The organism is Paenibacillus sp. V4I7 (assembly GCF_030817275.1).
Lineage (GTDB): Bacteria > Bacillota > Bacilli > Paenibacillales > NBRC-103111 > Paenibacillus_E.
In genome coordinates this window covers 3,562,242-3,586,249 of record NZ_JAUSZD010000002.1, presented here as the reverse complement: position 1 = coordinate 3,586,249, position 24,008 = coordinate 3,562,242, and the positions used below count along the sequence as shown (strand labels likewise).

At 46.2% G+C, this 24,008-nt stretch carries 25 protein-coding genes; 24 read left to right on the top strand and 1 reads right to left on the bottom strand.

Annotated features, from left to right (window positions below; all coding sequences use genetic code 11):
- Positions 1-71: 71 nt before the first annotated feature.
- The 20 genes from fabD to QFZ80_RS17605 all read left to right on the top strand — a co-directional run bounded on the left by fabD (position 72) and on the right by QFZ80_RS17605 (position 18,204).
- Positions 72-1,022 (top strand): ACP S-malonyltransferase, encoded by a 951-nt coding sequence (fabD, locus tag QFZ80_RS17700; RefSeq protein ID WP_307560225.1) that lies wholly within the window; start codon positions 72-74, stop codon positions 1,020-1,022.
- Positions 1,009-1,749 (top strand): 3-oxoacyl-[acyl-carrier-protein] reductase, encoded by a 741-nt coding sequence (gene fabG, locus QFZ80_RS17695; protein WP_307545043.1) that lies wholly within the window; start codon positions 1,009-1,011, stop codon positions 1,747-1,749. Before fabD ends, fabG begins: the two co-directional genes overlap by 14 nt.
- A gap of 84 nt (positions 1,750-1,833) precedes the next feature.
- A complete protein-coding gene (gene acpP, locus QFZ80_RS17690; RefSeq protein ID WP_028558238.1) occupies positions 1,834-2,067 on the top strand; it encodes an acyl carrier protein in 234 nt (77 codons plus the stop codon).
- Between the two features lie 94 nt (positions 2,068-2,161).
- The gene (fabF, locus tag QFZ80_RS17685; protein ID WP_307545045.1) at positions 2,162-3,397 is read left to right on the top strand and encodes a beta-ketoacyl-ACP synthase II; all 1,236 of its coding nucleotides are present in this window, start codon (positions 2,162-2,164) and stop codon (positions 3,395-3,397) included.
- A gap of 61 nt (positions 3,398-3,458) precedes the next feature.
- On the top strand, positions 3,459-4,160 hold the full coding sequence (rnc, locus tag QFZ80_RS17680; protein ID WP_307545048.1) for a ribonuclease III: 702 nt from the start codon (positions 3,459-3,461) through the stop codon (positions 4,158-4,160).
- A gap of 94 nt (positions 4,161-4,254) precedes the next feature.
- Positions 4,255-7,830 carry a chromosome segregation protein SMC gene (gene smc, locus QFZ80_RS17675; protein WP_307560223.1) on the top strand — a complete coding sequence of 1,192 codons (3,576 nt, stop codon included), beginning with the start codon at positions 4,255-4,257 and terminating at the stop codon, positions 7,828-7,830.
- 32 nt (positions 7,831-7,862) lie between these two features.
- Positions 7,863-8,855 (top strand): signal recognition particle-docking protein FtsY, encoded by a 993-nt coding sequence (gene ftsY / locus QFZ80_RS17670; protein ID WP_307560221.1) that lies wholly within the window; start codon positions 7,863-7,865, stop codon positions 8,853-8,855.
- Positions 8,856-9,024: 169 nt separating this feature from the next.
- Positions 9,025-9,375, top strand: coding sequence for a putative DNA-binding protein (locus QFZ80_RS17665; RefSeq protein WP_307545054.1), 351 nt, complete (start codon positions 9,025-9,027; stop codon positions 9,373-9,375).
- Positions 9,376-9,409: 34 nt separating this feature from the next.
- Complete coding sequence (gene ffh / locus QFZ80_RS17660; RefSeq protein ID WP_307545057.1) at positions 9,410-10,777, top strand: signal recognition particle protein; 1,368 nt, start codon at positions 9,410-9,412, stop codon at positions 10,775-10,777.
- 35 nt (positions 10,778-10,812) lie between these two features.
- Positions 10,813-11,085: a 30S ribosomal protein S16 gene (gene rpsP / locus QFZ80_RS17655; RefSeq protein ID WP_056832976.1), complete on the top strand. Its 273-nt coding sequence runs from the start codon at positions 10,813-10,815 to the stop codon at positions 11,083-11,085.
- Positions 11,086-11,111: 26 nt separating this feature from the next.
- On the top strand, positions 11,112-11,342 hold the full coding sequence (locus QFZ80_RS17650) for a KH domain-containing protein (protein ID WP_047672782.1): 231 nt from the start codon (positions 11,112-11,114) through the stop codon (positions 11,340-11,342).
- Between the two features lie 82 nt (positions 11,343-11,424).
- The gene (gene rimM, locus QFZ80_RS17645; protein ID WP_307443547.1) at positions 11,425-11,940 is read left to right on the top strand and encodes a ribosome maturation factor RimM; all 516 of its coding nucleotides are present in this window, start codon (positions 11,425-11,427) and stop codon (positions 11,938-11,940) included.
- The gene (trmD, locus tag QFZ80_RS17640; protein ID WP_307545065.1) at positions 11,937-12,695 is read left to right on the top strand and encodes a tRNA (guanosine(37)-N1)-methyltransferase TrmD; all 759 of its coding nucleotides are present in this window, start codon (positions 11,937-11,939) and stop codon (positions 12,693-12,695) included. Before rimM ends, trmD begins: the two co-directional genes overlap by 4 nt.
- Positions 12,696-12,859: 164 nt before the next feature.
- On the top strand, positions 12,860-13,201 hold the full coding sequence (rplS, locus tag QFZ80_RS17635; RefSeq protein ID WP_028558249.1) for a 50S ribosomal protein L19: 342 nt from the start codon (positions 12,860-12,862) through the stop codon (positions 13,199-13,201).
- Positions 13,202-13,291: 90 nt separating this feature from the next.
- On the top strand, positions 13,292-13,909 hold the full coding sequence (lepB, locus tag QFZ80_RS17630) for a signal peptidase I (protein WP_307545068.1): 618 nt from the start codon (positions 13,292-13,294) through the stop codon (positions 13,907-13,909).
- Positions 13,910-13,920: 11 nt separating this feature from the next.
- Positions 13,921-14,793 carry a ribosome biogenesis GTPase YlqF gene (gene ylqF / locus QFZ80_RS17625; protein WP_307545070.1) on the top strand — a complete coding sequence of 291 codons (873 nt, stop codon included), beginning with the start codon at positions 13,921-13,923 and terminating at the stop codon, positions 14,791-14,793.
- Positions 14,794-14,957: 164 nt separating this feature from the next.
- A complete protein-coding gene (locus QFZ80_RS17620) occupies positions 14,958-15,605 on the top strand; it encodes a ribonuclease HII (protein WP_307545072.1) in 648 nt (215 codons plus the stop codon).
- Positions 15,606-15,671: 66 nt separating this feature from the next.
- Positions 15,672-17,516 carry a hypothetical protein gene (locus tag QFZ80_RS17615; RefSeq protein ID WP_307560219.1) on the top strand — a complete coding sequence of 615 codons (1,845 nt, stop codon included), beginning with the start codon at positions 15,672-15,674 and terminating at the stop codon, positions 17,514-17,516.
- On the top strand, positions 17,513-17,830 hold the full coding sequence (locus QFZ80_RS17610) for an EscU/YscU/HrcU family type III secretion system export apparatus switch protein (protein ID WP_307545077.1): 318 nt from the start codon (positions 17,513-17,515) through the stop codon (positions 17,828-17,830). Before QFZ80_RS17615 ends, QFZ80_RS17610 begins: the two co-directional genes overlap by 4 nt.
- A complete protein-coding gene (locus QFZ80_RS17605; RefSeq protein WP_307545079.1) occupies positions 17,827-18,204 on the top strand; it encodes a YraN family protein in 378 nt (125 codons plus the stop codon). The genes QFZ80_RS17610 and QFZ80_RS17605 overlap by 4 nt, the downstream gene beginning before the upstream one ends.
- An 82-nt stretch (positions 18,205-18,286) precedes the next feature.
- On the opposite strand, the gene QFZ80_RS17600 is transcribed toward QFZ80_RS17605, so the two are convergent.
- Complete coding sequence (locus tag QFZ80_RS17600; protein ID WP_307560217.1) at positions 18,287-19,858, bottom strand: YifB family Mg chelatase-like AAA ATPase; 1,572 nt, start codon at positions 19,856-19,858, stop codon at positions 18,287-18,289.
- A gap of 200 nt (positions 19,859-20,058) precedes the next feature.
- Here QFZ80_RS17600 and QFZ80_RS17595 point away from each other — a divergent pair, with 200 nt between their 5' ends.
- The 4 genes from QFZ80_RS17595 to dprA all read left to right on the top strand — a co-directional run bounded on the left by QFZ80_RS17595 (position 20,059) and on the right by dprA (position 23,947).
- Entirely contained in the window at positions 20,059-20,316 is a 258-nt protein-coding gene (locus QFZ80_RS17595; protein ID WP_307545083.1) for a hypothetical protein, read from the top strand.
- Between the two features lie 282 nt (positions 20,317-20,598).
- Positions 20,599-21,759 (top strand): ADP-forming succinate--CoA ligase subunit beta, encoded by a 1,161-nt coding sequence (sucC, locus tag QFZ80_RS17590; RefSeq protein WP_307545085.1) that lies wholly within the window; start codon positions 20,599-20,601, stop codon positions 21,757-21,759.
- A 48-nt stretch (positions 21,760-21,807) separates the two neighbouring features.
- A complete protein-coding gene (gene sucD / locus QFZ80_RS17585) occupies positions 21,808-22,740 on the top strand; it encodes a succinate--CoA ligase subunit alpha (protein WP_029195344.1) in 933 nt (310 codons plus the stop codon).
- A 115-nt stretch (positions 22,741-22,855) separates the two neighbouring features.
- Positions 22,856-23,947, top strand: coding sequence for a DNA-processing protein DprA (gene dprA / locus QFZ80_RS17580; protein ID WP_307545087.1), 1,092 nt, complete (start codon positions 22,856-22,858; stop codon positions 23,945-23,947).
- Positions 23,948-24,008: the final 61 nt, after the last annotated feature.

The following is a 24,008-nucleotide window of genomic DNA, read 5'->3' as shown; positions in this document are numbered from 1 at the left end:
TTAGTGGAATATTAAGTAAAAATACATAATTAATTACTGAAAATTATCGCGGAAGGGGATCCTTTTCTCGTATGGGTAAAATAGCATTTGTATTTCCAGGTCAAGGCTCGCAATCCGTGGGTATGGGGTATGATTTATACACGAATCATCCTGCAGCTAGAGCTTATTTTGAGCGCGCTAACGAAGCGCTAGGCTTTTCGTTATCTGATCTGATCTTCCAAGGTCCAGAGGACCAATTGAAGATCACATATCACACGCAGCCTGCGCTGCTGACAACAAGCATCGCTTGTCTGGAAGCGTTCAAGGCTGCGGGCATTAAACCAGACTATGTCGCTGGACATAGTCTTGGTGAATACAGCGCGCTGGTCGCAGCGGGCGTGCTCGCGTTCGAAGACGCGGTCCGCACCGTGCGGGCCCGCGGAGAGTTCATGGAACAGGCCGTCCCTGGCGGTCTGGGTGCCATGGCAGCCGTGCTGGGAGCCGAGCGCGAAGCGCTTGCGGAACTATGCACGGCTATCACAAGCGGCGGCTCCGTCGTGGAGCTCGCCAATGTGAACTGCCCGGGACAGATTGTCGTCTCGGGCAGTAAAGAGGGCGTTGCAGCGGTTGTTGAACGCTGCAAAGAAGCCGGAGCGAAGCGTGCAATACCGCTCGAGGTGAGCGGGCCGTTTCACTCTTCACTCATGAAGCCTGCCTCGCAGCGCCTCGCAGAGGTGCTTGCGTCGATCGAGATGAGTGATGCAGCCGTGCCCGTTGTAGCCAACGTAACGGCTCGTCCTGTCACGCAGCCTGGCGATATTTGCGGGCTGCTCGTGGAGCAAGTGTACTCCCCCGTATTATGGGAGGACACTATTGTTTATCTGATCGGCCAAGGCGTCGATACGTTCATTGAGCTTGGCTCGGGAACGGTTCTCGCCGGTCTGATCAAAAAGGTAGACAAAACGGTGAAAACCGTGTCGATCGGTAGCCTAGAAGCTTTGGAAAAGTACATGCAGGAGGTACACAATCATGTTAACGGGTAAGGTGGCACTGGTAACGGGGGCATCTCGAGGTATTGGCCGAGCGATTGCCTTGCATTTGGCTGAGCATGGCGCTGATGTTGTTGTGAACTATGCAGGAAGTGAAGCTGCTGCTGGAGAAGTTGTTACGCAGATTGAAGCGATGGGACGCAAAGCTATTAAGCTGCGTGCCGACGTAAGCAGTTTTCAGGAAGCTGATGATTTAGTGAAGCAAACGCTAGAAAGTTTTGGTAAAATTGATATTCTTGTGAATAATGCTGGCATAACAAGAGACAATTTAATCATGCGGATGAAGGAAGAAGAGTTCGATCAAGTCATCGCTACAAATCTTAAGGGTGTGTTCAACTGTGTAAAAGCCGTTACTCGCCCGATGATGAAACAGCGTTTCGGTCGAATTATTAATATATCTTCTGTAGTGGGTGTGCTCGGTAACCCGGGTCAGGCCAACTATGTAGCAGCAAAAGCAGGCGTTATTGGCTTAACCAAAGCGACTGCGAGAGAACTATCCTCTCGAGGTATTACCGTGAATGCGGTAGCGCCAGGTTTCATCGAAACCGATATGACGGACAAGTTGTCATCCGAGATGCGAGAGCAAATGTTGAAGCAAATTCCACTGGAACGCCTTGGCCAACCTGAGGAAATTGCAAAGGTTGTTCGCTTCCTAGCATCAGACGATGCGTCCTACATGACAGGCCAAACACTCCATGTGGATGGCGGCATGTACATGTAAGTTTTACCAGAAAGAGAATCTCAAAATTGACTACTGGCAATCTGTCAGAGATTCTCGTATAATACCAAAGAGGAGGTGAACCGGATGTCCGACGTATTGGATCGTGTTAAACGAATTGTTGTCGATCGTCTAGGGGTTGATGAAGCTGAAGTCACCCTCGAAGCATCTTTCAAAGAAGATCTAGGTGCTGATTCTCTCGATGTAGTTGAATTAGTAATGGAATTAGAAGATGAGTTCGATTTAGAAATTTCCGATGAAGATGCTGAGAAGATTACGACTGTAGGAGAAGTTACGAATTACATAAAATCTCATACGTAATAGTCTACCGAGTCCCGTTTCTAATCAAGACGGGACTTTCTCTCCATTTTCAAACAATAAAAAATGATGCTTTACTACATAGAAGGTGGTACAAATGAACAGAGTTGTAATTACAGGTATGGGCGTAGTTACTGCCCTTGGTCAAGATTTAGAAACGTTTTGGGGCAATCTGACTTCCGGTCAATCCGGAATCAGTTTGATCGAGAATTTTGATGTCAGCGAGTACCCGACTCGTATTGCTGCTGAGGTTAAAGATTTTAATATTGAGAATTATGTAGATCGTAAGGATTCTCGTCGGATGGATCGTTTCGTTCAATTCGCTGTAGCTGGTGCGATTAATGCGCTAAAAGATGCGAATTTGAATGTGAAGGAAGATACGGATCCTGAACGCGTGGGCGTATCGGTAGGATCAGGAATTGGCGGTTTGAACACGTGGGAAGAACAGCATAGAATTCTTTTGGAGAAGGGTCCGAAACGCGTATCTCCTTTCTTTATTCCGATGATGATTGCGAATATGGCATCTGGTCAAGTTTCAATGATCACAGGGGCAAAAGGACCGAACTCCACGGCAGTTACTGCCTGTGCGACAGGTACACACTCCATTGGTGATTCGTTCAAAATGATTCAACGTGGTGATGCTGACGTAATGATTTGCGGCGGTGCTGAGGCAACGATTACACCAATTGGTGTGGCTGGCTTCTGTGCTTTGCGTGCAATGTCAACTCGTAATGAAGAGCCTCATTTGGCTAGCCGCCCGTTTGATACAGACCGCGATGGTTTTGTCATGGGTGAAGGAGCAGGCGTGATGATTTTGGAATCGCTTGAACATGCGCAGAAGCGTGGGGCACGCATCTATGCCGAAGTGATTGGTTATGGGATGAGCGGTGATGCTTATCACATGACAGATCCAGATCCGGACGGGGCAGCACGTTGTATGGTCAAAGCGATTAAAGACGCGGGCATTAGCCCAGAGTCGATTTCTTACATCAATGCTCATGGAACTTCTACGTCAGTAGGAGATAGATCGGAGACTACGGCTATTAAGAAAGCTTTGGGCGATCACGCCTACAAAGTAGCTGTTAGCTCGACGAAATCAATGACGGGCCATCTACTTGGCGCTGCAGGCGGTGTAGAAGCTGTTATCTGTGGTTTAACCATTTCTAATAGCTTAATTGCACCAACAATCAATTTGGTCAACCAAGACCCTGAATGTGATTTGGATTATGTGCCAAACACAGCTCGTGAAGCAAAGGTTGACATTGCGATGTCGAACTCGTTTGGTTTTGGTGGACATAATGCAACGATTATCTTGAAAAGGTTTGAAGCATAATTTGCCTTCCTACGAAGAAAGATAACGGAATATCATTCTCTCTGGGTGGTGAATAAAGGCAATGAACCGTGATATTAAAGAATTGCAGCAGCGAATTGGGATTTCATTTCGGAAAAAAGAGCTGCTTCAGCAAGCTTTTACCCATTCTTCTTATGTCAATGAACATCGTATTGCTGGGCATAAAGATAACGAGCGACTGGAGTTTCTAGGGGATGCTGTCCTCGAACTAACGGTTTCGGAATTTTTATATGATTCTTATCCAGGGCGTTCAGAAGGTGAATTGACTAAGCTCAGGGCGTCTATCGTTTGTGAGCCGTCACTTGTTACGTTTGCTGAAGATTTGGATTTCGGTGCTTTTGTACTACTCGGTAAAGGGGAAGAGTTAACTGGAGGGCGGTCACGCCCGGCGCTCCTTGCCGACGTTTTCGAGTCCTTTGTTGGTGCTTTATACCTTGATCAAGGCTTGGATATCGTAAAAGGTTTTCTCAAAAAGCACGTTTTCGCAAAAATCTCCAGTGAAGGTAAGTTGCTAATTATTGATTACAAGACTCTATTGCAGGAGCATACCCAACATCACAATATGGGTTCATTGGAATACCGCATTGTGAATGAACGAGGGCCTGCTCACGAACGTGAGTTTGTAGCTGAAGTGCACATGGATGCCGACCTTCTGGGAACCGGAGCAGGACGTTCCAAGAAAGAAGCGGAACAGCAGGCTGCTGCTGGAGCTTTGTCGAAATTGAATGTGACCGTTCAGCGGTAATGCATATGGCTTAAAGGGGCGGCTGCGGCCGCCTTTTTGTTTTTTTCTCTTATTTTTATAAGGGATATGTTACAATAATTTCTGAGGTGAGACCATGTTTTTGAAGCGGATTGAATTATCCGGGTTTAAGTCTTTCGCTGACCGTACGGAACTGGAATTTGTACGCGGTATTACCGCGGTTGTAGGCCCAAACGGCAGTGGAAAAAGCAATATTTCGGACGGTATCCGCTGGGTATTAGGTGAGCAAAGTGCAAAGTCCTTACGTGGCGGTAAAATGGAAGATGTTATTTTTGCAGGCAGTGATGCACGCCGAGCAGTCAATTATGGGGAAGTCTCGTTGACGCTTGATAATACGTCGCAATCCCTTCCACTTGATTTCAATGAAGTGACGGTTACTCGCAGAGTGCACCGCAGTGGGGAAAGTGAATATTTAATTAATAAGCAGCCCTGCCGCCTGAAAGACATAACGGAATTGTTCATGGACACAGGGATAGGGAAAGAAGCTTATTCGATTATTGGGCAAGGCCGTATTGAAGAAATTTTAAGTACGAAATCCGAAGATCGTCGAGGGATCTTTGAAGAGGCTTCGGGGATTGTTAAATATAAATCACGTAAACGTGAAGCTGAGAAGAAATTGAGTGACACCGAGCAAAATTTGCTGCGGATTCACGACTTGGTTTCTGAGCTTGAGGATCAAGTCGAACCGCTTCGCGAGCAGTCTGAGAAGGCGGTTCGTTATAAAGAGCTTCGGGAGACGCTGAAAAGCAGTGAGATTGCTATGTATGTACATCAGATTGATCAGATTTACATCTCATGGAATGATGCGAAGCAGCTGCTAGAGAAGCTAGTCAAGGAACAAACAGAGCTTTCTACGATTGTGAATCAGCATGATGCGCACTTGGAGAAGCATCGATGGGAAACTCGCAGGTTAGAGGAGGAGCTGGAAAAGCTTCAAGAAAGTCTACTCCAGCTGAGCGAAGATTTCGAGAAGTGCGAAGGGCATGGCGAAGTGCTCAAAGAGCGTAATAAGAATTACTTGGCCAATCATCAGCAGCTAAGCACGACTATCGCTATGCAAGAGCAGCGTAAAATAGATAAAGAAGATGAGCTGAGCCAGCAGCGAGAGAAAATCATCCAAATTGGCGCCCAGCTATTTGAGTTTCAAGCGAAGCTGACCGCGGAAGAACAGCGGTTACTTGGGGTTAATGGCGGTATTAGCTCCTCACCTGAAGATCAGTTGAAAGGCGAATTGCTGGAAACACTGAACCGAATGGCTCAGGCAAGGAACGAGATTCGTTACGCTGAGCAGCAAACGGAAAGTATCGGCCGTCGTTTGGAAAGGCTTGATGAAGAACGTCAGAAATGGGCGGAACAGCGCGAGAAGATTTCGATCCGTAAGCAGGAATTGACGGCTAAATTGGAACAAACGGTTAGTGAAATTGAGAATGAACGACAAAGGTATGTACAGTTAACCCAAAGCTTGAAAAGCAAGCAAGGGTTGCTCGATGAAGCACAAGGCATGGTCCGCAAATGGGAGCAGAAGCTGGATGCGTTGACCTCCCGCCGCGACACGATGAAAGAGATGGCCAACGATTACGATGGCTTCATGCAGGGTGTTAAAGAAGTTCTAAAAGCGAAGAGCCGTAAGGATTTGCGTGGTATTCGCGGGGCCGTAGCCGAACTTGTTAAGGTACCTGCAGACGTTGAGATTGCGATTGAGACGGCGCTCGGCGGCGCCTTACAAAATATCGTTGTCGAGACTGAAGCGGATGGACGTGAAGCCATTGCCTTCTTGAAACGCCGTCAAATGGGACGAGCTACGTTCCTGCCTATGAATGTTATTCGCGGACGCTCGATTTCCGACAGTGAGCTTAGTTCTTTAAAATCTTCCAAAGGTTTTGTCGGCCTTGCGGTTGATCTCGTTTCATTTGAGTCCACCTACCAGAACATCTTCTCAAGCCTGCTTGGGAATGTTGTTGTGGCGCAGAGTCTAGAAGATGCGAACCATATTGCTGCTAAGGCACAGTATCGCTATCGGGTTGTGACGCTGGAAGGTGACGTCGTGAACCCTGGTGGTTCGATGACAGGCGGAAGCTTGCAGAAGAAATCAACGAATCTGCTTGGACGTCAACGCCAAATTGAGGAGCTGGATCAGGAGATTAAAACTTCTGAGCAGCAGCTCAGCGGTTTGCGCAGCCAATCCAGCGTAATGAAGCGCGAGATTACGGATGATATGATGACGATCGAACAGCTCCGTCAGCAGGGTGAGCAAAAACGTATTACCGAGCAGCAAATTCGGGCAGAATTGAATCCGCTTGAGTCCGAAAGCCGCACGGTTGAAGAACAGTTAACGCTGGATAGTCAAGATCGAGGTTCGCTGCTTGAAGAGCAGGCCGATCTTGGACGGAAGAAAGTCGAGTCCGAAGCAGCGCTGGCTGAACTGCAGGAAGAAGAAGCTTCCTTACAGAAAGCGATTCGCGATGCCGAACACTCCCGTAAAGCGAGTGAGTCGGAGAAGGAAGAACTTCAAAGCCAGTTGACGGATTTGAAAGTCAAGGTTGCTTCTATTTCGCAAGAGAAACAGTCACTCCAAGATCAACAGCGTCGACTGCAGCAGGATCTCGGCGAAGCTGAGCGGGAAATGGAAATGAACCGCGGTCTGCTTAAGCAGTTGGAGCAAGATATGGCAGCACTGGATCAAGAAACTGTACTTCAAGTTGAATTACTTAATGATCTCAAAATAAAGAAGCAGCAATGCTCAGAAAAAATTGATTTCAAACGTGCTGAGCGAGCTGATTGGTTACATAAGCTCGAGCAAGGAGAGAATGAGACCCGGACGCAACGTATTCAGCTGAAACAGGTTGAAGAAAGTCTGCATCAAACTGAGGTTCGTGTTACTCGATTGGATGTTGAGCTAGAAAACCTGCTGAAGAAGCTAGGGGAAGAATATGAGCTTAGCTATGAGTTAGCAAAAGAGCGCTATCCAGTTCCTGAGGATATCCAAGGTACGCAGGGCAAAGTGCGTGAACTTAAACGCGAAATCGCTTCTCTTGGTGATGTGAACCTCGGTGCTATTGAAGAATATGCGCGGGTCTCAGAGCGCTATGAATTTTTAGACTCTCAGAAAAATGACTTGATCGAAGCCAAAACCACGCTTTATCAGGTCATCCGTGAAATGGATCAAGAAATGTCCAAACGATTTAAGACCACCTTTGATGCGATCCGCTCGCACTTTGGCGTCGTATTTGCTAAATTGTTCGGTGGTGGCCGTGCGGATTTGATTCTATCTGAGCCGGAGAATATGCTGGATACAGGTATTGAGATCGTTGCGCAACCGCCTGGTAAAAAGCTGCAAAATCTTCAGCTTCTTTCAGGTGGAGAGCGAGCTCTCACAGCGATTGCACTGCTTTTCTCGATTATACGCGTAAAGCCGGTTCCATTCTGTGTACTAGATGAGGTAGAAGCTGCTTTGGACGAAGCGAACGTATCTCGTTTTGCCGAATACTTGCGCGAGTTCTCTGAGATGACGCAATTTATCGTAGTTACGCACCGTAAGGGGACGATGGAGGAAGCGGATGTGCTGTATGGTGTAACGATGCAAGAAGGCGGTGTCTCCAAGCTCGTGTCCGTTCGTTTAGAGGATGAAGAAGCCGCAATGTCCGCATCATAATTAAGTTGAATGTTATTTTATTAGGAGGAACCATGAGCTTTTTTAAACGATTAAAAGAAAGTATTTCCAGTAAGGCCGAAGCGGTCACGAATAAGTTCAAAGAAGGATTAACGAAAACAAGAGACGCCTTCGTCGATCGTGTGGATGATTTATTTAGCCGCCGCAAGAAGATAGATGAAGACTTTTATGAAGAGCTTGAAGAAATTCTAATTGGCGCTGATGTGGGTGTGAATACAGTGCTTAAGCTCATCGATCAGCTTCGCACCGAGGTGAAGAAACGCAAAATTGAAGATCCCGCGGAGCTTCAGCCGATCCTTTCCGAAAAGTTGATTGAGCTATTAAAAGGTGACGCTGATGCAGGACTGAAATTAAATCCAAATGGTTTATCCGTCATTTTATTTGTTGGTGTGAACGGAGTAGGGAAGACAACGACAATCGGTAAGATGGCACACATGTTTAAATCTCAAGGAAAAAAAGTATTAATGGCTGCAGGTGATACATTCCGTGCCGGTGCAATTGAGCAGTTGGAAACTTGGGGCGAGCGTGTTGGTGTTGATGTGATTAAACAGCAATCTGGCTCCGACCCTGCAGCCGTCATGTTTGATGCGGTGCAGGCAGCGAAAACGCGTGGTGTAGACATCTTGTTATGTGATACAGCGGGTCGTTTGCAAAACAAAGTGAATTTGATGGAGGAACTGAATAAGATCTATCGCGTTATCCAGCGTGAAGTTCCAGATGCTCCTCATGAGGTAATTCTCGTTTTAGATGCAACTACGGGACAAAATGCACTCAGCCAAGCCAAGCTTTTTGGTGATAAAACAGGACTGACGGGGTTGGTGCTTTCCAAGCTCGATGGTACGGCCAAAGGCGGTATCGTTGTAGCGATCCGTCAAGAGTTATCACTTCCTGTGAAATTCGTTGGCCTCGGGGAGAAAATGGATGATCTTCAGCCCTTTGATTCCGAACAGTTCGTACACGCCCTCTTTGGCAAATGGATCGGCGAGGATAAAGAAGAAAATGCTTAATCTTTTTCTTCTCTAATATGTGAAAAATTCTCCTCAGCCTTTTGTTGGTTAGAGGGGGATTTTTTTGTTCATTACTGACAAGGTTAAATGCTTGACATTCATCTTGGAATTCAGTATGATAGGTTCTGTTGTGCTGCTGTCAAGCGTGCAACCTTTACGGAGGTGGATCATGTCTATCGATCAAATGCTTGAGAAAACGAATCGCGTTAACTTGCTATTTGATTTCTATGAACCGCTGTTGACCGATAAACAGAGAACGTTCCTCCAACTGTATTTTCATGATGATTACTCACTCGGAGAGATCGCTGAGAATTTTGAAATTAGCCGCCAGGCGGTTTATGAACATATTAAACGTGCAGAGTCAACTCTTCAGGATTATGAGAGTAAATTGCATCTGGTACATAAGCACGAACAACGCATGAAGCTGCGTGCGGAACTGGTTCAGGTGCTTGATGATTGCGAACCGGAGCTAAAGAGGAAAACGACGGAGCTTTTTGATACAATAGTAGGGATCGATTAAAACATAGAAAGTCCAGAAGCAGGAGGTGAAGCGCATGGCATTTGAAGGATTGGCAAACCGGTTGCAAAACGTTTTCGGTAAGCTGAGAAGCAAAGGTAAGCTGACGGAAGAAGATGTAGGCGAAGCGCTTCGCGAAGTACGATTGGCGTTGCTTGAAGCGGACGTTAACTTTAAAGTAGTCAAAGACTTTATTGCTAAGGTGAAGGAGCAGTCCATCGGACAAGAAGTATTGAAATCCTTCACACCAGGCATGGTCGTTATCGATATCGTCAACAAAGAGCTCACCGCACTTATGGGCGGTACGCAAAGTAAGCTAGCTCGTTCGAATCGACCGCCGACTATCATTATGATGGCAGGTTTGCAAGGGGCAGGTAAGACAACAACCTCTGGAAAGCTAGCGAAGATGCTCCTTAAACAAAACCATAGACCGCTTCTTGTAGCCTGTGACATTTATCGTCCGGCTGCGATCAAACAGCTGCAGGTTCTTGGAGAACAGCTCAATGTTCCGGTATTTTCACTAGGGGATCAAGTAAATCCTGTCGACATTGCTAAAGCAGGGCTTCAGCATGCTAAAGATAACGGTAATGATTATGTCATTATCGATACCGCGGGTCGCTTACACATTGATGAAAAACTGATGGACGAGCTGAAAAATGTTCGAACTGCTGTTGAACCTGATGAAATTTTGTTGGTTGTCGATGCGATGACCGGGCAAGATGCAGTCAATGTCGCAGAAAGCTTTCATCAACAGCTTGAGCTTACGGGTGTTGTGCTGACCAAGCTTGATGGTGATACCCGCGGTGGCGCGGCGTTATCTGTTAAAGCTGTTACAGGTTGTCCAATTAAGTTTGTGGCTAGCGGTGAGAAAATGGATGCTCTTGAACCATTCTTCCCTGATCGTATGGCCTCAAGAATTCTCGGTATGGGCGATATGCTTACCTTGATTGAGAAGGCGCAATCCGGTATCGACATGGACAAGGCGAAAGAGATGGAGCGCAAAATGCGCAACGCCGAATTCACCTTCGAAGATTTCCTTGATCAAATGGAGCAAGTGAAGAAGATGGGGCCTCTGGATCAAATTCTTGAGATGCTGCCAGGAGCTAATAAGATCAAGGGTATGAAAGATATGAAGGTTGACGACAAACAAATGGCACGTGTTGAAGCTATTGTGAAGTCGATGACAACCGAAGAGAAACGCAAACCTGAACTTCTCAATGCGAACCGTCGCAAACGGATTGCTCAAGGCAGTGGCAACTCGGTGCAAGAGGTCAACCGTTTCATCAAGCAGTTTGATGATATGCGCAAAATGATGAAGCAGTTTTCCGGCATGATGGGACCTAAAGGTGCTAAGGGTGCTAAAGGAATGAAGAAGCTAGGCAAGGGATTTAAATTCCCCTTTTAAATAAGCATTTTATTCTAAGTAGGAGGTGATTTTTCATGGCAGTACGTATTCGTCTTAAACGTGTAGGCGCTCATAAAGCTCCTTTTTACCGTGTGGTGGTTTCGGATTCCCGTTCCCCGCGTGATGGTCGTTTTATCGAAGAAATCGGTACTTATAACCCAATTGTTGAACCAGCAGCTGTAACTCTTGATGAGGAGAAAGCGCTGAAATGGCTTCAAACTGGCGCTCAACCGTCCGATACAGTTCGCAGCCTGTTCTCAAAAGCAGGTCTGATGACTAAGTTTCACGAGCTGAAATTGCAGAAGTAATCTGTTATCTTTCGGAGGGTGGGTTCATGAAGGATCTTATCACCGTTATTGCTAAGGCTCTTGTTGATCATCCGGAAGAAGTACGTGTCGCTGTGGTGGAGAAAGATGACAAGATCGAGTACAGGCTTTCTGTCCATCCCGACGATGTCGGTAAAGTGATTGGCAAGCAGGGCAAGATTGCGAAGTCGCTCCGCACGGTTGTCACGTCGGCAGCAGTGAAAGAAACGAAACGGGTAGCCGTTGAAATCGTTTCATAAGAAATGAGGTTAGGATTTAGTTCCTAACCTTTTTCTTGTATGGTTTTTGAAGGTAAATTAATGTGGAGGTTGGCAAGCGCATATGAGCGAAAAACTTGTGACAGTTGGTCGAATTGTGAATAGCCATGGTATTCGTGGAGAGCTAAAAGTAGTTCCAGAAACTGATTTTCCTGAGCGTTTTGATAAAGGAAACGCATTGATTATTGTAGATTCTCAAAATAAGCAAACGCCGGTGACGGTGCAAACCTCCCGCTTACATAAAAATATGTTTATCTTGCAGTTTGACCAATTCTCTAACATCAATGATGTTGAGAAATTCAAAGGCTCTCTTCTCAAGATTGAAGCGAAGGAACAACAGCCTCTTGAAGAAGGAGAATATTATTATCACGAGATCATTGGCTGTAAAGTCGTAACAGAAGAAGGCCAAGAGTTAGGACTTGTTTCTGAGGTTTTGACACCGGGGGCTAATGATGTATGGGTCGTTTCTTTGCCCAAAGGCAAACAGTTGCTGCTTCCAGTCATCGATGATGTGATACTTGATGTGGACATTGCCAACAAAACGATTCGTATTCATCTGATGGAAGGATTAATGGAATGAAAATCGATGTATTGACCCTATTCCCGGAAATGTTCGAGGGTGTGTTTTCATCCAGCATTTTAGGGAAAGCACGTGACAAGGGGATTGTTGCTCTCAACACGGTTAATTTTCGAGATTATTCCAATAATAAGCATAACACTGTAGATGATTATCCATACGGTGGCGGTGGAGGGATGGTTTTAAAGCCAGAGCCGATATTTGCTGCTGTTGAGAATCTGCCCATACATCAAGAGGATGGACAAGACCCGGTGAAGCCGCGAGTGATTCTCATGTGCCCGCAAGGGGAGACATTCACTCAGAAGAAAGCAGAGGAGCTGTCTAATGAACAGCATCTCGTGTTTATTTGTGGTCATTATGAAGGCTATGATGAGCGTATTAGGCAGTATCTAGTGACGGATGAGCTGTCCATAGGTGATTATGTATTAACAGGCGGCGAGCTACCCGCAATGGTCGTTATAGACAGCGTAGTGAGGCTGCTGCCTGGTGTGCTCGGCAATGAGATGTCAGCTGTAACAGATTCGTTCTCTACAGGTTTGCTGGAGTATCCTCACTACACGAGACCTGCGAAGTTTAGGGACTGGGACGTGCCTGAGATGCTGTTATCAGGGCATCATGAAAATGTGAAGCGTTGGCGCCGTAAGGAGTCTCTGTTCCGAACGCTAGAACGTCGTCCGGATTTGCTTGTAGGAAGAGAATTATCTAAAGAGGAAAAAGCTTGGGTGGTTGAATGGAACGGGCGGAAGCAAGAGGAGTAAGTCCCCAAAAACTTCTCTATTGAATTTCTTTCCTGTCTATGATAATATATATTCTGTTGTGAATTTTTCAACAGTTCGAGTCTGGTGGTCCTCTACGCATAACAACTAAGAACGACTATGCCAATAAGCGGAATGAACACCTGTGTGGAAGGAGGGAGTCAACTATGAATCTTATTCAAGAGATTACGAAAGAGCAACTCCGTACGGATATTCCTAATTTCCGTCCAGGAGACACACTTAAAGTACACGTAAAAGTTATCGAGGGTACACGTGAGCGTATTCAGCTGTTCGAAGGTGTTGTTATTAAACGCCACGGCGGTGGAATCAGCGAAACGTTTACAGTTCGTAAAATTTCTTACGGTGTGGGTGTGGAAAGAACTTTCCCATTCCATTCTCCGAAGATTGACAAGATTGAAGTGGCTCGCCGTGGTAAAGTTCGTCGTGCGAAACTTTATTATCTGCGTGGTCTTCGTGGTAAAGCAGCAAGAATTAAAGAAATTCGATAAGAAAACGGGGGGCTTGTTCAGGCAAGTCTCCTTTTCATTTTCATGGTACATAATAGATATAAACCAAAACTGGAAAAGAGGCAATCAGTGATGGAACACAAGAATCAAGAACAGCCTTACATAGAGCCGGCAACAACAACGGAAACGACTCCCGTTAAAACAGCAAAAAGCGAAACATGGGAATGGATTAAAGCCTTAGTGATCGCGGGAGTGCTCGTGATTATCATTCGTTGGTTCCTGTTCTCTCCTTTTATTGTTGATGGAGATTCCATGCGTCCGAACTTTTCAACAGGTGAACGACTCATTGTCAATAAAATTGTTTATGATATTCGCTCACCTAAACGCGGAGAAGTCATCGTATTCCATGCTCCGGAAGGTAAGGATTACATTAAACGCGTAATTGGTCTTCCTGGTGAGACGGTTAAGGTTACGGGTGACAAAGTGTTCATTAATGGTCAAGAGATTGATCAGGCTTTCATTAAAGAAGCGATTGAACAAGCGAATAAAGAAGGGCATGCTTATAATACATTGTCAGATTTCCCGGAGACGAAAGTACCCGAAGGTGAAATCTTTGCAATGGGAGATAACCGTCCGAATTCCAAAGATAGCCGGGCAAAAAGTGTTGGCTTCGTACCTTACAACAAAATCGTAGGTCGCGCTGAAGTTATTTTTTGGCCAGTGAGCAAAATTAGTTTCATACATTTTTGAGGTGAAGTAGAATGACCATTCAATGGTTTCCCGGTCACATGACCAAGGCTCGAAGACAGATAGAAGAAAAGCTTAAGCTGATTGATGTTGTTATCGAGCTCTTGGATGCCCGCATCCCGCTTTCAAGCCGGAACCCGATGGTAGATGAGATTTTAAAAGGTAAACCGCGCTTGGTTCTGCTTAACAAGAATGACTTGGCAGATCCACAAGTTACGGCGGATTGGGTTAAGTATTTTGCTGATCAGGGCCTACCGGCATTGCCGATTGATGCAGCAACAGGAACGCACGTCAAAGAAATTTTGCCGCGAGTTAAGCAGCTTTGGGCACACAAAATTGAGAGCCAGCTTCGCAAAGGGATCAATCCCCGCGCAGTAAGAGCGCTTATCGTAGGTATTCCAAACGTTGGAAAATCCACGCTGATTAATCAGTTAGCAGGTAAGAAAATTGCGGCAACCGGAGATAAGCCTGGTGTTACGAAGGGGCAGCAATGGATTAAAGTTGGAACCGAAATGGACTTGCTCGATACGCCAGGTATTTTGTGGCCGAAATTCGAAGACCAAATGGTTGGAATGAGATTGGCAGCAACGGGCGCCATTAAAGAAGAGCTGCTTCATTTAGATGAGATTGCACTCTTTGTCGTTAAATACATGGTTCAGAATTATGGAGCTGGTATTCAAGAACGATTTGGGGTTCAAGATCTTCCAGAGGATTTGGACGACATACAGGAAATGGTCAAAGTCATGGAAGCTATCGGTCGTAAGCGTGGAGCGATTGTGAGTGGGGGCAAAGTGGATTTGGACAAAGCCTCATTAATCATTATTCGTGAGCTTAGAGCAGGCAAGATGGGGCGCATTTCTTTGGAGAGGCCCCTTGATAAAAGGTAGTCAGGTCAATAAGTAAAGAAGGAAACGGTCACTTTTGGACTCAGCTGATCAAGCGGGTTCGGGGGTGGCTTTTTCTTTTTTACATATGTACATTGAAAAAAAAGGGTGTGGCTTGACCAAGTGCCAATCCTATATAATGAGGAGATGGAAAGGGGCGAAAGCCATTGCTGGAGCATGAAAAACAACTGTGGGAGCAAGGTTTTACTCTAATAGCGGGTATTGATGAGGTAGGCAGAGGCTGTTTATTTGGGGATGTAGTCGCGGCTGCGGTTATACTTCCGATGGGATATGTGCTGGAGGGTGTGGACGACTCCAAGAAGCTTTCTGAAAAGAAGCGAGATATCTTCTATGATCAAATCATGGCGGAAGCTTTAGCTGTTGGTGTAGGCATTGTGGATGTGGATAGAATTGAAGCGATCAATATAAAACAGGCGGCCAGGCTTGCTATGAAGCAGGCTGTGGAGCAGTTAAACATAGCACCTGATTTTCTTCTTGTGGATGCGGAGAACGTTGATGTGGACATAGAACAATCCGCGATCATTCATGGAGATGCACTTAGTCAATCCATTGCAGCCGCATCGATTATTGCTAAGGTTACCCGAGATCGCATGTGTGTGGATTGGGATGAACAGTTTCCCGAATATGGACTTGCTATACATAAAGGATATGCAACAAAGCACCATAGAGAGATGCTCTTGCGGTATGGTCCTACACCGCTGCATCGGAAATTATTTATACGTAAAGTGATGGCGCAATTGGAAGAGAAAGAGATTGTGCTCGAGTCTGAACAGCTGGAATTGGATCTCATTTAACTTATTATAGTAACGAAAAGGCAACAAGCCGCCGATAATATACATAAGTGTTTAGGAAGATTTGAGGTGAACGCCATGAATATTAGTGGTTTAATTCGCAGTTTAGTCGGTGATTTAACAGCATCTGAAAGTAAGGTGCTTGAATTAAAAGTAGGACAAATTGTTAAAGGTGTTGTGCTTCAGTTGCTCAGTGACCAAGAAGCGTTGATTAATATTGGCGGTGTGCAGGTGCGTGCCAAGTTGGAAACACCCCTTAAGCAAGGGGATGTTACGATGCTGCAAGTACAGCCCGAATCCAGTGGTGGTCAGATCCTGCTCAAGCCACTAACGGCATCAGATGTACAAATTACGGAGGATTCGCTCAGTGAGCTGTTAAAGGCATTCACGATAAAAGATACGGCTGGGAATCGTCAAATGGTGCAGCAGATGCAGCAGGAAGGCGTTCCGGTATCAAAGGAGAATGTGAAGGCTTTTGAGGCTGTAATGCGCAGCATGCCTGAGGGTGTCCATAAGGAAGAATGGGCACAGGCGGCTGTACTTGCCTATAAAAAGGGATTGCCGCTCACAGAGGCGACAGTGGGGGCTTTGAGACAGGTTACCACGGGGCAACCTGTCGGTAAGGTGCTGGAGCAGCTAGAGCAGCAGGCGACAGCCCTGCTTGAGCAAGATCCGGCACATCCGGCAGCGGATACCGCGAAGCAGGTGGTATCGCTGCTCAAGGAGCTGCGGGCTTCCGCTGCAGCTACGTGGCCTGCGCGGCCGGAGGCGCCGGCCGCTGTTACGCCAACTGCTCCGCAGGCTGGCGGTGGGGCTAAGGCGGCTCCCGCAGGGTCGCCGCCTGCAGTAGTGCCCGGCAGTGCGCCTGCGGCCGCTGCCGTTACGGCTCCGCCCGCTGCAACAGCAGCTGCGGGCGCGGAGCTTCCCGCGGCGGCTGCGCCACGCGCGGAGACCGCTACCGCCGCCTCGGCGCAGCCGGCGGCGGGGCCCCTGGCCGCCCGCGCAGCGGGGGCGGCCTCGCCAGAGGCTCAGGCGCGCAGCGCTGAGCCTGCAAGTGAAGGCGAACCGCCCGCGGCGAGTTCGCAGGTACAACCAGAGCCGCCTGCGAAGCAGAAGGCGGCAACAATAGAGGCGCATAATAGCGCGCCTCAAGAGGTCGAGGCTGATCCAGAGCCAAACTGGATCAGCCGCATGCTCAAAGCTGTAGGCGTGGAGCACGAGTCTCATCTAGCGGTGAAGCTAGATGAGCGCTCAGACGCTATGCTACGGGGGCGCAATAACTCGGACGATCAGCTGCCTAATCTGATCGCCACAGCATCCCAGCAGGACGACCCCGTCAAGCCTGCTGCTGACACACTGAAGAGTCTGCTGCTGCAGCTTACAGCCTCTGATGACACGCCAGCGCCGCTCAAAGAGGCGGCGCAGCAAGCGCTTGGGCAAATCACAGGGCAACAACTCATGTTGACAGGTGACAAGAGCTCTATGTTTGCACATATGACATTGTTTGTCCCCTTCATGGATGGCACTGGCCAGCAATCTGCCACCATTCACATCCAATCCCGCAAAGGGAAGCGCGGGGAAGTAGACGCGAGCAATTGTCGTTTGCTGTTCGACCTCCAAATGAAAGTGATGGGCAATACACTACTCGATGTGCATGTCATAAATAAAATCGTATCTTTGAACATCCACAACGATCATCCTGCCTTAGCTCCCTTAATGGAGGAGTCCAAAGAAGAAATTACAGCAGCCATGCATAAAGCGGGTTATCAATTTATCTCATTAAAATGCTCGCCATATCCGCTGCCGCCTGTTGTGGAGAATGAAGCTTCCAAGCAAGGGGCATCTGATGGTAGAGTAGATCTTCGAGCGCTCTATCAGCCAAAGGTCTACAAAGGGGTGGATTTCCGAGCATGACTAAGCAAAGGAATGCATCCGAGGATCCGCAACCGACTCCTCTTAAGAAGGCTGTAGCGCTTCGCTACTCACCTGAAGCGCAAAAAGCCCCAACCCTCATTGCGAAAGGGAAAGGGCACATGGCAGAAGCCATTCTTCAGAAAGCCAAGGAGAATGGGATCCCTATTCAAGAGGATTCCTCTTTGGTTGAAGTGTTGTCTAAGCTGGATTTGGATCAAGAAATCCCCCCAGAACTGTATCAATTGGTCGCTGAGGTATTAAGTTTTATCTATCGTTCAGATAACCGAATGAGATCGTCGAGGAATAATGGATGACGGAACTTCGTAAAGATGACCGGAAGCAGTTGGGGAAGCTTGGTGAAGAGTTGGCAGAAGCATTTCTAAGTGAGCGTGAATACCGAATTGTGGCACGTAATTGGCGCTGCCGTACTGGCGAGCTTGATATTATTGCAGAGAAAGCCAATAAGTTAATTTTTGTTGAGGTCAGAACGAGGCGCCCTTCAGGCCGTTTTGGCTCAGCCAAAGAATCCGTCGACTATCGCAAGCAATTGAAAGTCAAAGAGACAGCACAATTTTACTTGCATCGATTTCAAAAATACGAGCAATCCATTCAATTTGATGTGATCACTGTAGAGCTATCCGTGGATGGCGCAGCACCTCATATTGAACACATAGAAGGAGCGTTTTGAAGTCGTTTGTCGATATGACAACGGGTCGAAAGGCTTTTTTTGTGGTATAAACATATTTAGATGTTTACAATCTTTAATAACATCAGATTTCAATCTCTTCAATCCGCTGTTTTTTATCCAAATTACGGTATTGGATTGCCTCCGCCAGATGCTGCGGCTGGATGCTGTCACATTCCTCAAGATCAGCAATGGTTAGGGCTAGCCGGAGGATGCGATCATGGGCTCTTGCACTAAGTCCCAAAGCTTCAAAAGAGGCACTTAGCAGTTGATCACCTTCTGGTGTGAGATGACAAATTTGTCTCATCTGCTTACCGTTCAATTCATTATTATATTGGATGCCAGATCCTGCATAGCGTTGTTGTTGTCTTTGATGTGCCCGCATAACTTGCATTAACATTTCTTTTGAGGACAAGTGATTGGTTCGTTCCTTTAGTTGTGTGTAACTTGGTTTAGGTACTTCGACATGAAGATCGATGCGATCAAGCAAGGGGCCTGATATCTTAGAACGATAATGAACAATTTTAGCAGGACTACAGATGCAAGCATTAGCTTCTGTTTCGGCTCCATAATACCCGCAAGGGCATGGATTCATGGCGGCAGCCAATATAAAGTGAGAGGGGAAAGTGTAAACCGCTCTTGCTCTTGCAATTGTAACATGACGATCCTCAAGCGGCTGTCTAAGTACTTCGAGGGCAGTTCTCGTGAATTCCGGCAGTTCATCTAGAAAAAGAATGCCGCGATGAGATAAGCTAACTTCTCCCGGTTTGGGTATTGTTCCACCTCCGACAAGTCCGGCGGGTGAAATTGTATGATGCGGGGCTCTAAAGGATCTTGTACGCATGAGAGATGAGCGATCAATGAGCTTTCCTGAGGCACTGTATATCTTCGTGACTTCTAATGCTTCTTGGTCAGACATAGGTGGCAGAATCGAGGGCATGCGCTTAACAAGCATCGTTTTCCCCGTTCCAGGAGGACCGATTAATAGAATATTATGCATCCCAGCTGCAGCGATCATCATGGCACGCTTCACTTGATGCTGTCCGTTGACATCGGCATAATCTTCGACAAAGTTGTGTTCTTCGGCAGAAATTGTCGAAAATTCACTACCTTTACAATTAATGCCATTAAATATAAATTCGTGATGAGATTGCTTGTTCCAGGACTTGAAATCAGAAAGGTTAGTTATCGCGCACACCTCAATACCTTCAATTAAAGCAGCTTCAGGAGCATTCGCGAAAGGAAGACAGACGCGTTTTATCCCTATCTTTTTCGCGGCATGCGCCATAGAAAGAACGCCCGGTATGGGGCGAAGAGAACCATCCAAAGCAAGTTCACCTAGAAACAAAGTGTGCAGAAAGCTGTCCATTGGCACTTGACCGGTTGTAATCAGAATTCCTACCGCAATGGCTAAATCAAATGATGAGCCTTCTTTGCGTAAATCTGCTGGTGCGAGATTGACTGTAATTCGATCCATGGGGAATGTGTACCCACAATTTTTGATGGAGGAGCGAACTCTTTCAACCGATTCCCGAATTGCCGAGTCGGGGAGACCAACCAAGTTAATTTGTGGTAAGCCACTTGAGATATCGACTTCTACTTCTATCGTTTGTCCTTCTATTCCCTGCAAGCAAGCGCTCATGACTTTGCCATACATAATAAAAACACCTTCCTCTCCATAGTTACGCAGCTATATCGAGCTGTCATAAAGTGGGATAAAAGGTGCTTCCTTATTGATCCATTTTATACTTTGCCCTTATTGTATACGATAATGGTAAAATTACGCAATCCGGAAATGATCACCGCGTACGTTTTAAAAATGCACGGCTTGCACATACTGGAACTAGAGGTGATGATATGCAGGAGAAACCATATTTTTGTCCCAATTGTCGTTCCAATCGTATCAAGTTTAGTGTAATTACAAGCTATTCTCAGTCGTTTTTGAAGGACGCTTTATCAGGAAATATTACAGAATTCAAGGATCCTGACGCAATACCAGAGCCAGAACCTACGATTCAATGCTTGGTGTGCAGTTTCACGGGTAATGAGCTTCGCTTCATTAAACAAGCGGAGCGTGAACCGCGAATAAATACACCGACAACGCCGCTCTACTAAAAAGTCGAAGCTAGACGTATTTTTCAGTTATTGAAAATACGTCTTTTTTTTATGTTGAAGTGATAGCTAAAGTTTTTCAGTGTGAAAGGAAACTTCTAACGCATTAACGAAAAAAATAAGGAAACTGTCGAAAATTAGTGATACAATGGTTAGGGCTTGTGAAGAAGTGTGATACTAATTCCGGCAGCAAGATTTATTTCGTGCACTACACAAATAGGAAATTACACTTTTTCCCTGTATAGCACGTTTAGAAAGTCCATACTGATAGGAGGATTTTAGGAAATGAATATCCATGAGTATCAAGGCAAAGAAGTCCTGAGACAGTACGGAGTCAACGTTCCTAACGGAAAAGTTGCTTTTACCGTTGACGAAGCTGTTGAAGCAGCGAAAGAACTCGGAACATCCGTCGTCGTTGTAAAGGCGCAAATTCATGCCGGAGGTCGCGGGAAAGCAGGCGGCGTTAAGGTAGCCAAAAGCCTCGATGAAGTTCGTACATATGCAAGCGAAATTCTTGGTAAAGTTCTTGTCACTCACCAAACAGGTCCTGAAGGCAAAGAAGTTAAACGCCTGTTGATTGAAGAAGGCTGTGACATTAAGAAAGAATATTATGTTGGTGTGGTTGTTGACCGTACAACAGGTAGCGTCGTTTTGATGGCATCTGAAGAAGGCGGTACGGAGATTGAAGAGGTTGCTGAGCATTCTCCTGAGAAAATCTTCAAAGAAGTTGTGGATCCTGCGATCGGTCTTCAAGCTTTCCAAGCACGCAGACTTGCTTACTCCATCAATATTCCTAACGAACTTGTTAACAAAGCAGTTAAATTCATGCTTGCTCTTTATAAAGCATTCGTAGAGAAAGACGCATCCATTGCCGAAATCAACCCTTTGGTTGTTACTGGTTCTGGCGACGTTATGGCTCTTGATGCCAAATTGAACTTTGATTCCAACGCTCTTTTCCGTCACAAAGATATCGTAGAACTTCGTGACCTTGAAGAAGAAGATGCGAAAGAAATTCAAGCTTCTAAGTATGACCTGAGCTACATTGCTCTTGATGGTAACATCGGTTGTATGGTTAACGGCGCAGGACTTGCTATGGCCACTATGGACATTATCAAGCACTACGGCGGAGACCCGGCTAACTTCCTAGACGTAGGGGGCGGTGCTACGAAAGAGAAAGTAACAGAAGCTTTCAAAATCATCTTGTCCGATGAGCAAGTTAAAGGGATCTTCGTTAACATCTTCGGTGGGATCATGCGTTGTGATGTAATTGCTGATGGTGTTGTAGCTGCTGCCAGAGAGCTTGGACTTTCCCGTCCGCTTGTTGTTCGACTTGAAGGAACAAACGTTGAACTTGGTAAAAAGATTCTTAATGAATCCGGCTTGAACATTGTTGCTGCTGACTCCATGGCAGATGGCGCACAAAAAATCGTTGCTTTAGTTAAATAATTAAACCCGAGCGGTTTCAAATAATATAGGGGATGTGAACAAAAGATCATGAGTATTTTGGTTAATAAACATACAAAAGTCATTACTCAAGGGATTACCGGCGCTACGGGTTTGTTTCATACCAAAGGCGGTCTAGAATACGGCACACAAATGGTTGGTGGCGTAACCCCAGGTAAAGGCGGAACAAAAGTAGATATCACATTAGAAAACGGTGAGCTAGTTCAGCTTCCAGTTTTCAACACCGTTATCGAAGCTAAAAATGCAACTGGTGCTACGGCATCCGTTATCTATGTACCACCAGCTTTCGCTGCAGAGTCAATCATTGAAGCTATCGAAGCTGAACTTGATCTGGTTATCTGTATCACAGAAGGTATTCCTGTTCTTGACATGGTTAACGTGAAACGTTACCTGGAAGGCAAGAAAACCGTTCTAATCGGACCTAACTGTCCGGGCGTTATCACACCAGGCGAGTGCAAAATCGGTATTATGCCGGGTTACATTCATACGCCAGGGCACGTAGGTGTAGTGTCCCGTTCCGGGACACTAACTTATGAAGCCGTTCATCAATTGACAACTCGCGGCATTGGACAATCCTCTGCTGTAGGTATCGGTGGAGATCCTGTTAAAGGCTCCGAGTTCATCGATATCCTTAAACGCTTTAACGATGATCCAGATACGTATGCTGTCATCATGATTGGTGAAATCGGCGGTACGGCAGAAGAAGAAGCGGCTGAGTGGGTTGCTGCAAACATGACGAAGCCAGTTGTAGGCTTTATCGGCGGTAAAACAGCTCCTCCAGGAAAACGCATGGGCCATGCTGGCGCGATTATTTCCGGTGGTAAAGGAACAGCAGCTGAGAAAGTTGCAACAATGGAAAGATGTGGTATCCGTGTAGCGGCTACACCATCCGAGATGGGATCCACACTTGTTAGCGTGCTTGAAGAAAAAGGCATGCTGGATAAAGTTATTACAAAAAAATAGTTTTTTCTAACGAAGGTAAGCAACCTTCCATCTCCCTGATTCAGGGATTTGGGAGGTTTTTTGTTTTTCTTGACTTTGCAATTATTTGTTATTCAAGAAGGGAGTGTATATACTTATGGATAATCGTTTCATTTTGTTTGGCCTTCACGAGCTCGAGGGCGTTGGTTGGAAAACCATTCTTCAGCTCCTGAGCCGTTTCCCTGATCCGCATGTGCTGTTTGAGCTTTCAGCTGCAGCGATTGCCTCAAAAGGTATCCGAACTTCCATTGCTGAACAAATTGCCACGTGTCTTACACCGACATTTATTGAGCAAAAGCTTCTGTTATATAAGAAGCACTCCATTCAAATTCTCACACTTTTAGATGAGGACTACCCTCCGATTCTTAAAGAAATTGCGCAGCCTCCCTGGGTGTTATATGTGAAAGGGAATGTTTCATTATTGAATGGGCGACTCCTCGGTATAGTGGGAACACGTACTCCTACGCTTTATGGAAAGAAGATTGCTGAGGAGTGGGCAGCTGCCCTTTCAAGAGCAGGATTTGGTATCGTAAGTGGACTGGCAAGGGGGATTGACAGCAAGGCACATATTGGTGCATTGCAAGGTAAATCCAAAACGGTTGCAGTTCTTGGATGTGCGATTAATCAAATTTATCCGCGTGAAAATGCATTATTATATCGAAATATAGAACAAGAGGGTGTCATCATTTCTGAATATCCTATAGGCACGGGCATGCGGCCAGGAATGTTTCCGCAGCGAAATCGAATCATAGCAGGATTGTCATTAGGCGTTACGGTTGTGGAAGCAGCAGAAGATAGTGGATCACTGATTACAGTTGAGTTTGCGGTGGATGAATCAAGAGATGTATTCGCCGTTCCCGGTCCTATTGACTCTAACCAGAGTAGTGGTGTCCACAAGCTACTAAAGGATGGCGCTAAATTGGTTACCCGTGTTGAGGAGATTGTAGAAGATTATAAACATATGTTGAGCGAGGGAGATCAGGGTGCCATGAAGAAGCCTTTGCCGACATTTTCGCTTACGGATGAGGAAGGCGAAATCGTTCGAAAGTTGTCGAATGAGCCCGTCTCGATTGATGCTCTGTTAGAGGACGGTCAATTTACGTTTGGACATTTGCATGCAGTTCTGTTATCTTTGGTAATGAAAAAGGCGATTAAACAGCTTCCGGGTTCTACTTACATACTAGCATAGGCTAATACGAAGCTTTTCTTCTCGCCAATGACTTTACCTTGAAACCAAGAGGGGAGGAAGG